At 37.7% G+C, this 14,939-nt stretch carries 15 protein-coding genes; all 15 read left to right on the forward strand.

Annotated features, from left to right (window positions below; translation table 11 throughout):
• The first annotated feature begins 117 nt into the window (after positions 1-117).
• The 15 genes from flgK to O1D97_RS05995 all read left to right on the forward strand — a co-directional run bounded on the left by flgK (position 118) and on the right by O1D97_RS05995 (position 14,801).
• Positions 118-960, forward strand: coding sequence for a flagellar hook-associated protein FlgK (flgK, locus tag O1D97_RS05930; protein ID WP_269123763.1), 843 nt, complete (start codon positions 118-120; stop codon positions 958-960).
• Entirely contained in the window at positions 932-2,095 is a 1,164-nt protein-coding gene (locus O1D97_RS05935) for a flagellar basal body rod C-terminal domain-containing protein (protein WP_269123765.1), read from the forward strand. The genes flgK and O1D97_RS05935 overlap by 29 nt, the downstream gene beginning before the upstream one ends.
• Before the next feature lie 3 nt (positions 2,096-2,098).
• The gene (gene flgL, locus O1D97_RS05940; protein WP_269123767.1) at positions 2,099-3,319 is read left to right on the forward strand and encodes a flagellar hook-associated protein FlgL; all 1,221 of its coding nucleotides are present in this window, start codon (positions 2,099-2,101) and stop codon (positions 3,317-3,319) included.
• A gap of 8 nt (positions 3,320-3,327) precedes the next feature.
• The gene (locus tag O1D97_RS05945) at positions 3,328-4,887 is read left to right on the forward strand and encodes an HD-GYP domain-containing protein (protein ID WP_269123770.1); all 1,560 of its coding nucleotides are present in this window, start codon (positions 3,328-3,330) and stop codon (positions 4,885-4,887) included.
• 1,175 nt (positions 4,888-6,062) lie between these two features.
• Complete coding sequence (gene fliS, locus O1D97_RS05950) at positions 6,063-6,491, forward strand: flagellar export chaperone FliS (protein WP_269123772.1); 429 nt, start codon at positions 6,063-6,065, stop codon at positions 6,489-6,491.
• Positions 6,481-6,780, forward strand: coding sequence for a hypothetical protein (locus O1D97_RS05955; protein WP_269123774.1), 300 nt, complete (start codon positions 6,481-6,483; stop codon positions 6,778-6,780). The genes fliS and O1D97_RS05955 overlap by 11 nt, the downstream gene beginning before the upstream one ends.
• 518 nt (positions 6,781-7,298) lie before the next feature.
• Positions 7,299-8,267: a flagellin N-terminal helical domain-containing protein gene (locus O1D97_RS05960; protein ID WP_269123776.1), complete on the forward strand. Its 969-nt coding sequence runs from the start codon at positions 7,299-7,301 to the stop codon at positions 8,265-8,267.
• A 548-nt stretch (positions 8,268-8,815) separates the two neighbouring features.
• The gene (locus tag O1D97_RS05965; protein WP_269123778.1) at positions 8,816-8,977 is read left to right on the forward strand and encodes a hypothetical protein; all 162 of its coding nucleotides are present in this window, start codon (positions 8,816-8,818) and stop codon (positions 8,975-8,977) included.
• Positions 8,978-9,139: 162 nt separating this feature from the next.
• Positions 9,140-10,108, forward strand: coding sequence for a flagellin N-terminal helical domain-containing protein (locus O1D97_RS05970; protein WP_269123779.1), 969 nt, complete (start codon positions 9,140-9,142; stop codon positions 10,106-10,108).
• 88 nt (positions 10,109-10,196) lie between these two features.
• The gene (locus O1D97_RS05975; RefSeq protein ID WP_269123781.1) at positions 10,197-10,424 is read left to right on the forward strand and encodes a hypothetical protein; all 228 of its coding nucleotides are present in this window, start codon (positions 10,197-10,199) and stop codon (positions 10,422-10,424) included.
• Positions 10,415-10,612: a flagellar protein FlaG gene (locus O1D97_RS19845; protein ID WP_428981105.1), complete on the forward strand. Its 198-nt coding sequence runs from the start codon at positions 10,415-10,417 to the stop codon at positions 10,610-10,612. The genes O1D97_RS05975 and O1D97_RS19845 overlap by 10 nt, the downstream gene beginning before the upstream one ends.
• 27 nt (positions 10,613-10,639) lie before the next feature.
• Positions 10,640-11,350: a flagellar filament capping protein FliD gene (gene fliD, locus O1D97_RS05980; protein ID WP_269123782.1), complete on the forward strand. Its 711-nt coding sequence runs from the start codon at positions 10,640-10,642 to the stop codon at positions 11,348-11,350.
• Positions 11,250-12,044, forward strand: a complete 795-nt coding sequence (gene fliD, locus O1D97_RS05985; RefSeq protein ID WP_269123784.1) for a flagellar filament capping protein FliD — start codon at positions 11,250-11,252, stop codon at positions 12,042-12,044. Before fliD (O1D97_RS05980) ends, fliD (O1D97_RS05985) begins: the two co-directional genes overlap by 101 nt.
• A 151-nt stretch (positions 12,045-12,195) precedes the next feature.
• The gene (locus tag O1D97_RS05990) at positions 12,196-14,316 is read left to right on the forward strand and encodes a motility associated factor glycosyltransferase family protein (protein ID WP_269123786.1); all 2,121 of its coding nucleotides are present in this window, start codon (positions 12,196-12,198) and stop codon (positions 14,314-14,316) included.
• 8 nt (positions 14,317-14,324) lie between these two features.
• Entirely contained in the window at positions 14,325-14,801 is a 477-nt protein-coding gene (locus O1D97_RS05995; protein ID WP_269123788.1) for a GNAT family N-acetyltransferase, read from the forward strand.
• Positions 14,802-14,939 lie beyond the last annotated feature (138 nt).

Raw genomic sequence — 14,939 nt, forward strand, 5'->3', positions numbered from 1 at the left:
ATATCTCTTAACATTCTTTATAAAGTGGTCAAGTTTTTGCATGACCTACCGATATACTTAATATCTTTGTTAACTTAATAGCAAAGAAAATACAGAGTGAAATCGAGGTAGGTCATTATGGCTGCAAGCTTATATTCAATTGGATTGTCTGGTATTCAGGCCAGTAATGCTCTTATTACGACAACAGGGCAGAATACGTCTAACGTTAATACGGCTGGCTTTAATAGACAAACCACGGTCTTATCGGCGACGCTTAATGGTGGTGTTGAGATTCGTGATACTGAACGTGTCGTGGACCAATTTCTAAATCAACAGGTTCGTTCGGATACCTCTGCAAATAATTACTATGACAAATATTACCAGTTAGCTTCAACGGCGAATGAAATTGTTGGTGATCAGTCGGTTTCTATAAATACTTATCTTGATAATATGTTTTCCTCGCTTCAATCGGCTAATGCTGAACCAACTAACTTAGCGACAAGGGACATTGCTTTAACCGATTTAACCAACATGGTGAATCAATTTAATGAATTAGCAGGTTTTGTTGAAAGCCAAAATACACTGGCGAACAATCAGCTTGGAACTGTTATCAGTGAAATTAATGAGATTGCCGGTCAAATAGCCAATTTAAATGGTAAAATTTTGGTTCAAGAAACTGTCGGTGGCCGTGTTGCAAATGAATTAAGAGATCAGCAAGAAGAGTTGGCAAGAGGCATCAGTGAGATGATTGATGTGAAATTGTCATATGACTCCAATGGCCTAATGGAGTTGCAATTAAAAAATGGACAGCCATTGGTCTTGCAGGATGATACAAAGGATTTGATATTGTCTCCTAACGAGCTTAACCCTTCTGAATATGAATTGAAATTAGACTTTGGACGCTATGAAATTGGTTTGAATAACGATTCTTTAGGGGGAGTTAGGTGCGTTAATGGATTTTCGCAACGATATGTTGACTGAAATGGATAGGCGTTTAGGTCAACAAGCGATTGTGATTGCCGATAGTATGAATTCACAAAACGCGCTAGGTTTAGATTATAACGGAGATTACGGTAAAGACTTATTTTCTTTAAAATCGATAAGAATTAATCAAAGTTCAACTAATTCAAGTTTGTCTCATAATGTGAGTATTCGTCCAGAAGCTGGTAAGTCAAACGAAATTACCACAGACACTTACAGTTTAACTATGACATCAGCGACGACATTCGACGTGAAGGGTTATGACTCGAATGGTAAGGCCAACGGTGTGTTTATTGGTGTTGATTTAATCACGGCCGTTCCGTCTGCTGATGGCTATGTCTCTATACCTGGGTTAGGGCTTGAGGTTAAATTGCAACAGGATCCAAATGTAAACTTTGCCAATGGAGACTTGTACCAATTTACCCCTACCAGTGGGGCGGCAGCGGGGATATCTGTTGCGGCTGGAACAGGTGAGCAGTTTGCATTTAATGCCCCTATTATCGTTTCAAGTGACTTAACCAATATATCAAACGCTCAGATTAGTCTTTCAGATATTACTGATGTTGATTCTGCTTCCTCTGGTTTTGCTTTTGGTGGTGGCTTGGATGCTACGGCGCCACAATCGATTCGATTTACGTTGGCGGATGAATATGAGGTAATTGATGGTGGAGGCAATATCTTAGCAACGGTTTCTGGTGTTACTGACTATAATAATTTACTAGAGCAAGCTGGGTTAAGTGCTGCAGGCTACGACGTGTCAGTCTCATCAATACCAACTCCAGGCGATTCTTTTGAAATGACGTTTAATTCATCTGGAACAGGAGATAATTTTAATGGATTGAAATTAGCTGACTTGCAAAATCAAAATTTGGTTGAAGGTGGTAGATCTTATACTCAGAGTTATACGGCTATGGTGACGAATGTCGGGAGTCAAACTCATTCTCTGAAGTTGAATTTAGATTCTAGTGATACGGTTTTACAACAGAGCCTCAATAGACGAGACGAGGTGTCTGGAGTCAGTATGGATGAGGAAGCGGTAAAATTGGTTAGGTTCCAGCAATCTTATTCCGCTTCGGCACAAGTCATTACAGCGGCCAGAGACACTTTTCAAACATTATTGAATGCAGTGAGGTAGATCATGAGAATTACCAATAATTATATCTATCGTCAGTCCGTTGAAGGTTTAGCGAAAGCAAATGAACGGTATTTTGAAGTAAATCGTAAAATCACAGAGCAGTCTGAAATTGTTAAACCCAGTGACGACCCTGTTGGAGTTGGTCAGCTATTACAGTATGAAGCGAGTAATTTATTAATAGAGCAATATTCGAAAAACGCGACATTAGCTAAAAATAGACTGGAATACCAGCATGCATCATTAGATAGCTTAAAAGGCTTTTTAGATAAGATGAGTACCTTGACTATTCAGGCTGAAAATTCAGCTAATGATCAAGTGGATTTGAATGCTATTGCTGAGGAATTGGAGTCTTTGGTCTTTTCTGCTGCTGACTTGATGAATTCCAAAGGGTCTGATGGCAAATACGTGTTTGCTGGTTTTGATTCTGATAATCCTCCGTTTCAAAAGCAAACGGACGGCTCTTATCTCTTTAAAGGGGATGAGGGAATCATGCAATCTCAACTGTCTGAAACGGTAACAATTGATGTTTCTAATTCTGGTAAAGAGCTTTTTGAAGCCGCTAGAGTGCGTAATGACTTCACGGGAGCAGTGACGGCAGGCGCGGCGACACTGGTTCAAATGAGGGTTGAAGACCAAGGGGCTTTTGATACATTTGTTGATGCTAATTATGATGCGATTACACCAGCAAATAATCGTTACACATTAACGACGGTGGCAGGTGTGCCAGATACGTTTTCAGTTGCGGATTCCAGTGGTACAGTGCTGTCATCAGGTGAATATGTTTCAGGTCAGCCAATGGTGTTTCTTGGTATGGAGGTGTCATTAGATGGCGCTGCTGGTAGCTCAGTAGATTTAGATATAAACCCACCTTCTCGGGATAATATTTTGAATCAAATGAACGACTTTATTGGTACGCTCAGAGATTCATCTTTAACCATAAAAGATAAAGAATTTGCTTTTAGAAATGCTTCCGTAAGTATTAAAAATACGCTAGAAACGATGGGTATTGGCAAATCGGCGATAGGTGCTAGGCTAAATACTATATCGCAAGTTGAAAGTTACAGCTCTATTGCAAAAATCACTAATCAATCCGCACAAAACGCTATATCAGGGCTAGATTTACCGGCGGCATCGGCTGAATTGGCTTTAGCTCAGCAAGCGATAGATGCATCGCAACTTTTATTTTCAAGAGTGACCAACCTTTCACTGTTTAATGTGTTGTAGGTACTTAAATGTCATCGTTTAAAGCGGATTTGTGTTTTGGTGTTGATATTTCCTTCGACTATTTCGATGTGGATCTGCTGTTAGATGCGTTACAAATCAGTTCTGAAATTAAGAACAGTAAAAGGATACAGCAACTGATTAAAGAGCATGGTAAGAGGCACCGAATAATTCAAATTGCAAAGCGTCAAATGGCATTGGATATCGTTAAAGTGGCTCTAGATGAGGGGGTGATGCCCTATGATTCCCACTTTTATGAAAAAACAACATTGTCTTCAGTTGCTGATCGTTTGTATGACTCTGAAGAGAGATTGTTGCAAATTTGCTTGTCCATTTCTTTAGGTAAGTCCGTTAAAGGGCTACGTAAATTGGGAGATGGGTATAGTACAAAAGAGTTAAGGATTATTTCTGTTAAAGGTCGAAGTTTATTTCGATATTTCCGTGCTCTTCTGAATGATAATACTCGTAATTTTATTTTGGCATTTAAAGAGGGCGTGGGAGGAGACGGCGCGCTTTCTCAAAAAGACATTCCACATGCTATAAATTCAGATGTAATCGATAGCGTTCCTTTTGATCGTCAAGCTGAAACCCTGTCGAAAAAAGAAACAGAAAGTAAATTCAAACTGAAACACTCGGAATTTGTTGATGAAATTGTGAAGGCAAATCAGTTGCTTAATGAAGGCCAGGTCTTACTCACTGAGCAGATAAAAAATATGAAGGTGGGCGCGCCTTTTGACGTACCTTCATTGCAAAAATACATTCAACAATTAGTTAAATCATACGATAGAAACCCTTTTGCGTTACTTGCATTGCGTCATGTTAAAGACAGCGAGTTCTATTTGCTGCAACACCTTTTAAGTTCCGCCGTTTTAGGTATTCATTTTGCTCGTATAATTGGTTTGTCTGATTCATATGTGTCGGCCATTGCATTGGGTGGCTTGTTATTTGATATAGGACGTTTTCGATTGCCAGAAGCGCTATCAACTAAGTTGGAAAAATTGACGGAAAAAGAATCTGACTTATTTCAAAAACACATAGATTTTGCGCTTAGTGTGGTAAAAAACTCTGATGGGTTGGTGAAGTTGATTTATCAGATGATTAGTGATCACCATGAAAGAGTGGATGGCACGGGTTATCCCGCAGGAAAACAAGACGATGAAATTTCTATTTACGGAAAAATAGCGGCTATTATTGATGCTTATGATGCGATGACATCTGAGCAGCAGCATAAAGTATCAATGGGGCCTGTTAAAGCTTGTGAGTGCTTGATAAAAGAGTCGGGTTTGGCGTTTGATAAAAAATTGGTTGAAGCATTTGTTCAGAGTATGGGGGTGTATCCTGTCGGGTCATGTGTCTCCCTGTCTAATGGGCGTGTTGGGTTTGTAATTACGTTAAATAAGTTGAAGCAACCATCATTAATTCGACAAGTATTTAGTGTTACGCAGAATGCGTTTATTCCAACAACTGATATATCAGTAGACGATTCTAGCTCAAAGCGTAGCGATGTGACCATAGTATCTGAAATGGATCCCCAGCTTCATGGCATTCAATTTATTAATCATTTATTTTGATTTTTAGATAACTATCTCTAACGCATATTTTCGTGAATTTCCACTCGGATTCCCTTCTTCCTTTCCTTAAATATTTCCTAAAGAAGCTTGTTCTCTAAGCAAAAAAGACAGTTATCTTATTGTTTATTCAGTTGAAATACGCTATTCCTTAAAATAACTCAATTATTTTAAGGCTTTAGAAAGAGAATGGTGGAGTATTTATGATCTTTTGAGAGGTAGGAGGCGCCTTTGCCTAATGGGGTATTAACAAAGGCGCCGAGAAAGGATGATTAAAGCGGAGGCATTAAAAATCCAGTATGTATCCTATTTTGTATATAAATACATACGTACTTTAATAGTAAGCATGAAGTATGCCAAAAAGTGTGAATTAAGGTTTTACTGAGTAAACAGGTTAGATTATTTTGGGGTTCTGATTTTACTTATAAAAGAGCGTGGTTATTTACGTTCTCTGCTGAAGTTTTGTTTGGATTGCGATAGGTAATGATTATTAGCTAGGTACGATTTCTTTTTATTCTTGGATTAGATCTAATTGAGGCGGCATTTTTTTGCCGTAGAGGAGATGTTTTTCTCCTTGGGAACGCAAATAATGTCAACTTTAGTTAAAGTTTGATTCTGGTTGCCGATAACCTTAAGAGAGTAATTTGTCACCACAAATATAAGGGCTGGCTATTAAGTGAGTGACTTAAGCGTTGTGATTAAAGTTAGTCGATGATTGGCGCGTTTAGTGTAACAAGCTTTCTAATCTGTTTGCCTGTAGGGCCGTGCTCTCTATAATAAAAATGGACCAACGTCTTCTCGTATCTATCAGAGAAATACCTTCAAAGGAGTTTCGAGAAATAGCGGATGCTTTGGATGAGTTTACTGAGAAGCTTAAAAACAAGGGTGTATTGTTAGACGAAACGGTTTGAAATGAATAGGTTACTGTGACGTTAGCGCCCCAGTGAATCGTGTTTAGTTTTATTTATGAGTTGTGTTTTTTGGCTCTGATTGCTTCTTTCTGATAAAAAGGTAGAAGAATCTACTCAGGGTCTGACGTTTTTTATGTTGCATGCAAGTATTTCAATCGACTTAAGTTGCTTGGCTTGTAAGTTTACTTGGTTTTTAAGTGTCGAGTTCGTAATTTCATATTTGCGTATGGTTTACTCGAGTGGCAGATGTAGTCAATAGGTTGAGTTATGTATAATCCCAAAGTTAAAAATTACCAAAAAGAAGCATTGAAAATGAGAATAGCGGGAGCGGACCGTTATGAAGTGATTCAGATGTTAATGGAGGGAGCCATAGAAAAAATGGTGATGGCTAAAGTCACGATTGAAAGTAAAAATATGGAAGCTAAGAGTGATTTCTTGTCTAAGGCGTCTAGTATTTTGATTGCTTTAAGAGAATGTTTGGATTTTGAAATCGGCGGTGAAGTGGCTGAAAATTTATATGCTCTATATTCTTATATGATCGATCGTTTAATTGAGGCCAATTTAAAAAATGATACGGCTGTTGTAGATGAAGTTATTGCTCTAATAAAAGACATCAAGTCGGCTTGGGATGAAATTCCTCATGATGTTAGAGAGAAAACGCTGACCGAAAATGGCATGGATGCAAATGTTGACTGATCAACTCGAAATAATAAATGGCCTACTAAAAGAGTTAGAGATTACGATTGAAGAAGTTGATATTGAGAAATCACAAGAAATAATATCAAACTTTAATCAAGCCGTTCAGTGTGTTCTCAGGGATGATGGTCAACTGCAAGAATGTGACTTCAAATCTATTCAATCCTCATTGAATAGATTTGGTGATTTAATTTCTAACGTTGCAGAAAGGAAAAAGAATACAGGGAATGAGTTAGGAGCCATAATCAATGTTAAGAAAAAGCTTAAAGCGTATAAAAACGCTAAGTAGGTAGTTTCATTTATAAAGAGAGTTGCGATCGTTTTGTTGCTATCTTTAAACCGCGATCATTACTTGCGGTGCCTTATGCCAAGTTTCCCAATAACTCGTATTTACACGACGGTTTATCTTTAATTTAGTCAGCGTTTTCAATTATTTTTCTTATAGTCATTTTCCAAAAGCCTCATATTTAGTTTTTTTCTATTAGTGACTTAATTCCGTGTGATCATAATCCCCTTCAATAGAGAGATCGTCTAAAAACGTTTGGTTTTTGGTTGCTATTGTATTGCTGTGAAATTTATTAAAAGGGGTGTTTTAGCTTTACATAATCAAATTTTAGTAAAATAAATTTAAATTAGTTGTTATTTTTCAATGGTTTAATAAAATTTATAAAAAACATAAAACAAAGCTAAAGGATTTTTTAAGAGGACCGATAACTTAAATAACGAAGCAAAGTGTTGAGTACAGCGACCACTGCTTAATCTATTAAGTTTAAGAGTAAATGGTAAGTTTACTTTGGGAGAATGATAATGGCTTTATATGTAAATACAAATGTTAGCTCGTTAAACGCACAAAGACAGTTAAACAATTCTGGTAATTCATTAGATACGTCATTCCAGCGTTTATCATCTGGATTGCGTATTAACAGCGCAAAGGATGATGCGGCAGGTTTGCAAATATCTGACCGTTTAACATCTCAAGTTAATGGCTTAAACCAGGGTAACCGTAACGCAAACGATGGTATTTCACTTGCGCAAACGGCAGAGGGTGCGTTAGACGAAGTAACATCAATGTTTCAGCGTATTAGAACATTAGCACAGCAAGCATCAAATGGTTCCAACACTGACGAAGACAGATTGGCTATTCAAGAAGAAATTCGCTCATTGTCTGCAGAGGTGAATCGTGTTGCAGAAGATACAACGTTTGGTGGTCAAAATTTATTAGATGGTAGCTATGACGCTAACTTCCAAGTCGGTGCAGATGCTGTACAAACGATTGGGTTTAGTATGCAGAATGTTGGTGGCTCTGCTACAGGCTCAATGTCAGCAAATAAAGGGTTTACACTTTCAGGTATTGCAGGCGTTGCCAGTAATGTAACAGGTAAAGGCTTAAGTACTTTAGTCGCTGGTGTATCAGCTATTTCGGGATCAGCGGTTGATGGTAACTTTGACTTTAGTACACAGTTCATAGCGACAGCCATCAGTGTTTCTTCACAGGGTAATGCACAATATGTTCTTGCTGGTATGGATTCACTTATTGCTGTTGTAGATAAAAAACGAGCAGAGTTAGGTGCGGTTCAAAACCGTTTTCAATCTACTATTCGTAACCAATCGAATATTTCTGAAAACTTATCTGCTGCACGTTCTCGTATTAAAGACACTGATTTCGCGCAAGAAACAGCAAACTTGACTAAGATGCAGATTCTACAGCAAGCAAGTCAAACAATCTTAGGTCAAGCTAATCAGCGTCCACAGGCCGCATTAAGTTTACTAGGTTAATAACTTAAAGACTTTATAGTAAGTACTGACGGAAAAAGCAAAAGTGCCTTTGCTTAATGGGGTATTAACGAAGGCGCTACAAAATTTTGCTAGCGGAGGCTTTACATTCAAATAGTTCTAACATTGCTAGAACATATTAAATCAGATCGAAAACTATGCTATTAGTTTGTTCAGATCTAATCACTCTCAAATGTATCAAATTATAATGCCCGTAAAGGGCATTATTTTTGACGGCCATTTATTATATTTCTCCTCCTTTACTCTGGTTGATTTTAGACAAAGTCCTCGTTCAGGAGTGATCTTTATTCTTTGTATGTGTTTTCTAGATTAAAGTTGGCTTTAGGCTAATTTTTAAATTGACTGATTGCTTACCCCTAGGTGCAAGGTATTACTTATGTATCCACTTTATCTCCTCCATTTTTTGCATGAGGCAGTGGCTTAACGTTAGCAAATCAGAAGAGAGTGTAGGATGGCTTTATATATTAGATATCAATGTCAGTATTATTAATGGGCAAAGGTAACTTGCAAGGGGTTGTGGAGGAGTAGGTTTGTCTGTATTTAAAAGAGCATCCTCGGTTAAAAATCATGTGAAAGATGATGATTTCCCGGAGGAATCGGCGAACTTAGCCAAAAATAAGGCTCAAAAATATATTCTATGGCAGGCTGATTTTTGTTCCCAGGCGGTACCTAGTTTATTGCAGGGCAACTAAAATAGACGTTATTTAAAAATTAAAGCTAAATAAAGTTAAAGCTTTCTCTTTAATGGACGATAAAAGTCTTAGAGGACTAAAAATCCAGGACTCTAAATCGCGGATTATAACAGGGTAGGGGTATCCCGTTGTAATCTATCGAACTTTGAAGCGGAGGCTACTATGGCTTTATATGTAAATAGTAATGTGAGTTCTTTGAACGCACAAAGACAATTAAGTAACTCAAGCAATTCATTAGATACATCGTTTGAGCGTTTATCGTCTGGTATGCGTATCAATAGTGCAAAAGATGATGCTGCAGGTTTGCAGATTTCAAACCGTCTAACGTCGCAAGTTAATGGTTTGAATCAAGGTAACCGAAATGCTAATGACGGTATTTCACTTGCACAAACTGCTGAGGGTGCACTTGATGAAGTGACATCAATGTTTCAGCGAATTCGTACTTTGGCACAGCAAGCGTCCAATGGCTCGAATACGGATGAAGACCGTTTAGCTCTTCAAGAAGAAATCCGCTCATTATCTTCAGAGGTAAACCGTGTTGCAGAAGATACGACTTTCGGTGGTCAAAACTTATTAGACGGTACTTATGATGCTCAGTTCCAAGTAGGGGCAGATGCAGTACAGACTATTAGTTTTAGTATGCAAAATGTCGGTGGCTCTGCTACTGGTTCAATGTCAGCAAATAAAGGGTTTACACTTTCAGGCATTGCAGGCGTTGCCAGTAATGTCACGGGGAAAGGCTTAACTACTTTAGCCGCTGGTGTTTCCGAGATCGCTGGTTCAGCAATCGGTGCAACATCCGATTTTGCTACAAAATTCATCGCAACAAATATCAGTGTTTCAACTCAAACGAATGCGCAATACATCCTTGCTGGTATGGATTCGCTTATTGCTGTTGTAGATAAAAAACGAGCAGAGTTAGGTGCGGTTCAAAACCGTTTCCAATCCACTATTCGTAACCAGTCTAATATTTCTGAAAACTTATCTGCTGCACGTTCTCGTATTCAAGATACCGATTTCGCGCAAGAAACAGCTAACTTAACTAAGATGCAAATCTTACAGCAAGCTAGCCAAACAATTTTAAGCCAAGCAAATCAGCGACCACAGGCAGCGCTATCGTTATTAGGCTAATTGATTTGAACTATGATGGGCACATTTAGACTGAGCAAATAGTCTAAATGTGGCTTATAGTACTTATATACGTTTCTAGGATGCCGAAATGATTGATTTAAATTCTACGAATAAGACAATAGGTGGCTTAAGCACTGCAGCTAGCACTCTAACTAAAGAGCTAGTAAAGGAAGAAAAGCTTGAAAAAGGTACTGAATTAGTATCTAGAGAAGCTATTGATATTAATAGTGTGTCTGAGCTTGACGAGAAAGAGAAAGAAAGTTTATTTCTAGAGGTGAAAAAAACCTTGAAAAACTCAATGAATACATTCCTTTAACATCGACCAATTTAAAATTTGAGTTTGATGAGCAGGAGGATCTTCCAATTATTAAAGTACTTGATAAAAGTAATGATGAAGTGATACGAGAGATCCCAACAAAAGAGTTTAGGGAAATAGCTAAAGCTTTGGATGAATTTGCCGATAAATTAACTAACAAGGGTTTACTGTTTGATAAAACAGTTTAAATCGTTTCAGCTATTTAGGATTATATTATGCCTCTAATTACATCTGCGGGTATTGGTTCAGGCCTTGATTTAGAAAGTATTATTTCAGCTTCAGTAGATGCTGAAAATGTGCCTAAGATGAATGCCTTTGCAGCTAAGGATGAGGCGCTGCAGGTTGAATTATCCGCTATTGGTGAGGTTAAATCTGCGTTGTCTAAGTTACAAGACACGATAGAAAAGTTAGCAGACCCTGATAACTTTAATAAGCGTGTCGCCAATATAACCCAACCAACAAGTGATGACGGAGATTTGATTTCTGTTACACCTACTTCAGATATCTCACCAGGTGATTTTAAGATTGAAGTCGTTGAGATTGCCCAGGGTAGTCGAGCGGTTTCTGGTGATGGACTATTCGCCTCTAATGAGGACGTCGTTAGTGCCTCAGGAGGAACACTTACTTTTTCAGCCGGACCAGACAACACGTTTGATTTAACGATGGATGCGGGAGCAACACTTTCAGATCTACGTGATGCGATAAATGATTCTGACAGTAACTTTGGGGTTACGGCAAATATAATCAATACAGGTACAGAGTCAAAGCTTGTTTTAACCTCTACCGTTACTGGTACTGGAAACGATCTTGTTATTACGAATGATAATGATGAACTCGATAGTGTGTCGACTGTGGCTAACGGGGGGCGCTGGTGGTATTGGAATAGCCCCAGAAAACATCGCGAAGGATGCTGTAATAAAAGTTGACGGCATTACTATAACAAACGACACCAATACCTTTAAAGATGCTGTACAAGACATGACAATTACTGCTAAGCGAGCAAGTGTTGGTGGTGAAACAGCCAAGCTTTCCGTTGATTTTGACCGAGAGAGCGCTACGACGCTAGTTGATGAACTTATTACTAATTATAATAATGTCATTGGTCAGTTAGGATTTCAATCACGCGTTGGCAACCCTTTAAACAGTGATTCCACTATTCGTTCGTTGAGTTCGCAACTTGTTAATGTTTTGTCTACTAGCTTAACCGATGCAGGTCCTTTTGAAAGTATTTTTGATTTAGGGTTAGGCGTTGATAAAGAAGGGTATTTAGAAAAATCATCGTTAGTACGTAGTTTAAATGATGTATTAGATAATAACTTTGATGATATTGGTAATGCTTTTGCAGGTGAAAATGGTATAGCCACCAAGTTTGAAGCGTTACTGGATAATTACATAGATTCTGATGGCATCATGAAGCAACGTGAAGACAGCTTGAATGGACAAATCTCAGAATTAGAAGATGATGTCGAAAACCATCAGTACAGAATGGAATCTTTGGAAGCAAGGCTTCGAGAACAATATGCGGGGTTAGATGTGTTGCTTGCTCAAATGCAATCAACGCAAAGCTATTTAAGTGCACAATTAGCGAGTCTTCCTGGTTTTGTCAGTTCTAGTAATTAGTCACTTAAGCATTGAGAGCGGATGTAATTAGGTTTAATACAATGCTGTTTATTTGCAATTTCTTATCGAAAGGCATTATTGTGCAGCTAATAAAGTCGATGTGAGTAAAAACAGTCTCATAAAAATCATAAACACTTTAAGAAATATACACATGTCTAAAAATGATCTGCACAAAACTCAAGAGTCTTTAAATGAGATAGAAGAAACTCTCCATTCTATTTCCCAAAAAAAGCAAAACGAAGACGTTTTTGTAGAGAAAGCGAATCGTGTATTTGATAATAATATTCGAGCGTTTAGGAAATACTTCCCTGAGATAGCGGATAAGTTTATTTCCCATGAAACGGACAGTAAATTTAATTTGTTTTTAAATCCAAATGGCACAGCAAATTTTGTTGATTATGACACTGGGGTGCCAATATACAGTGATGATCCTCATGCTCAGTCTCAAGAGCAGATTGAAAATATGCTTAAGCACCCTATCATGGGAAAAGTAGATCAGAGCAAACTGGAATTAATAAAAAACGAAACAAACTTTATACATATCGATTTAATGGCCGGTATAGGGTCTATTTACAATGAGGCCCAGCGCGACTTAGATGAAGCGAAGAGTATTGCAGAGTATGTTCCGAGTGCCATTATTTTTGGTGTTGGGTTGGGTTATTATTTAGAAAGTTTTTTTAATAGCTTTAATGCCGCTTACATTAGTATTTTTGAGCCTAATGAAGATTATTTTTTTGCTAGTTTATTTACCTTTGATTGGGCTGACTTTCTTAAAAAGGTTGATGAATCAGGTAGCTATTTGTATTTTTCGATAGGTGTTCCTGAGCAAGAAATGTATGAGGCTCTTTACAGTCGGTCAAATGATATAGGCGCATTTAGTGTGGCCAGTGCCTTGTTTTTCCAGCACTACCCTTCTGAGGCGGTAAACAAATTAATTGCTGAATTTAAAGGGAATTTTCATCAGTTCTTTATGGGGTGGGGGTTTTTTGATGATGCGCTACTCAGTATTGCTCACACGGTAAATAATACTCAAAAGAATATTAATCTGTTAAAACCTACGGAAAAAATTGCAGACACATACAGCCATTATCCAATATTTATCGTTGCGAATGGCCCTTCCTTAGATAACGATATTGAAAATATTAAAAAGTTGAAAGAAAAGGTGATCATTGTTGCGTGCAACTCGGCAACGACAGCGTTGTTGAAGCAAGGTATAACACCTGACTTTCATGTAGCTCTTGAAAGGACAAAAGCAACAGAAGATTTCTTAAAAGCATTTATTCCCGAGCCGACGCGAAAGAAAATTAATTTGCTTGTTTTAAATGTCATGTATCCTAACGTTTTAGATTTATTTAGCTGGTGTGGCGTTGCCCTCAAAGGGAGTGAGGCTGGGACATCGCTATTCCATATCTCAGAATTTTTGAAAAATAACAGTATCACTGGCACGATAGGCTACAGTAATCCTTTAGTTGGTAATACAGCGCTGAGTTTTTTTGGCAGCATGGGGTTTAAAAATATTTACCTATTTGGTGCGGATAATGGTTATAAAGATCCGAACCATCATCATTCAAAAGGAAGTTATTATTATTCTGGTGAAGGTGAGACCATTCATGCACCATTAAAAATGGGTGGTGAGTTAGTTGTACCCGGTAACTTTGGTGGGAGTATCATTACTGACCACTTTATGCACACTGGTAAAGTACAAATGGAGCGTTTTTTAGAGTCTAAGTTAGATGCAGGAATAAGTTGCTTTAATTGTAGCGATGGTTCTGCAATCAAGGGCAGTATGCCTTTGAGATCGGATGATATATTACTAGAAGAGTTTAGCTTTTCCAAAAATACCGTAATTGATCATATAAAACATCAGCCTTTTTCAAAATTAGATAAAACGGTTGCTTTAACAGATTATTTAGATTTTGATGAGTTTGAGCAACTCTGTAATACAATGGTTGATATTCTTAATGAGCCAATCTTTAATAGAACAGAGGCGTTAAAACAGTTACTGAAAAGCTTAAGGTATTTGTTTTCATTTAAAAAACATCCTAGGTATACGCATCTTTATTTGTTACTTGAAGGTGAGTCACTTTACGTTACTTCAGTATTGATTTCATTACTTTATAATTTCGGTGATGAAACCAATATTATCCCTTATTACAATAAAGCGAAAAACCTTTGGACGGACTTTGTTGCTGATGCGCCACAGCAGTACAGAGATCGTTGGGATGAGCTAAGTGATTACAGCTTCGATTATTCAAAACCCTCGGTGAGCTAGTAAATAGGATGATTAAGAGTAAAAGGTTTACGCTTAAACGCTTAACCGAGGAGGACGCTTCAAACCGATATCTTGGCTGGTTTGAAGAGAGTAATACTAGTGCGTTTATTAGTTATACATCATCTTCAGTAAAGGCGTTAAAAGACTACATTACTACTAAAAATGCAGACCCAACATGTCTTTTGTTGGGTATTTTTGCCGATGAAGAACACATAGGCAATATAAAGTATGAACCTATAGATTTAGTAAGCAAGTCTGCCACCATGGGGATTTTATTGGGAGAAACTCAGTGGCGTGGAAAAGGGGTGGCGGCTGAAGTTATTTCTGCCAGCGCTAACTTTTTAGCCGCAAACCATGGGGTTGAGTGTATTTTACTTGGAGTAGATAAAAGTAATATTCCTGCAATCAATGCATATAAAAAAATTGGTTTTGAAATCACCGAACAAACTGAGCACGGTTTGTTTATGAGAAAGTCACTTCAATAAAAAACACCTATTCTCCCTAAGTCTTTTTTTAACGCTGCCGATAAGTTACTAGAGCGCAAGAAAAATCTCATTATAATGCCAAATAAATAATTTAAAATTATTATTTCTAAGGATACAAGATGTCATCAAAAAGCAATT

The sequence above is a fragment of the Marinomonas phaeophyticola genome (assembly GCF_026966905.1).
Taxonomy (GTDB): Bacteria; Pseudomonadota; Gammaproteobacteria; order Pseudomonadales; family Marinomonadaceae; genus Marinomonas; species Marinomonas phaeophyticola.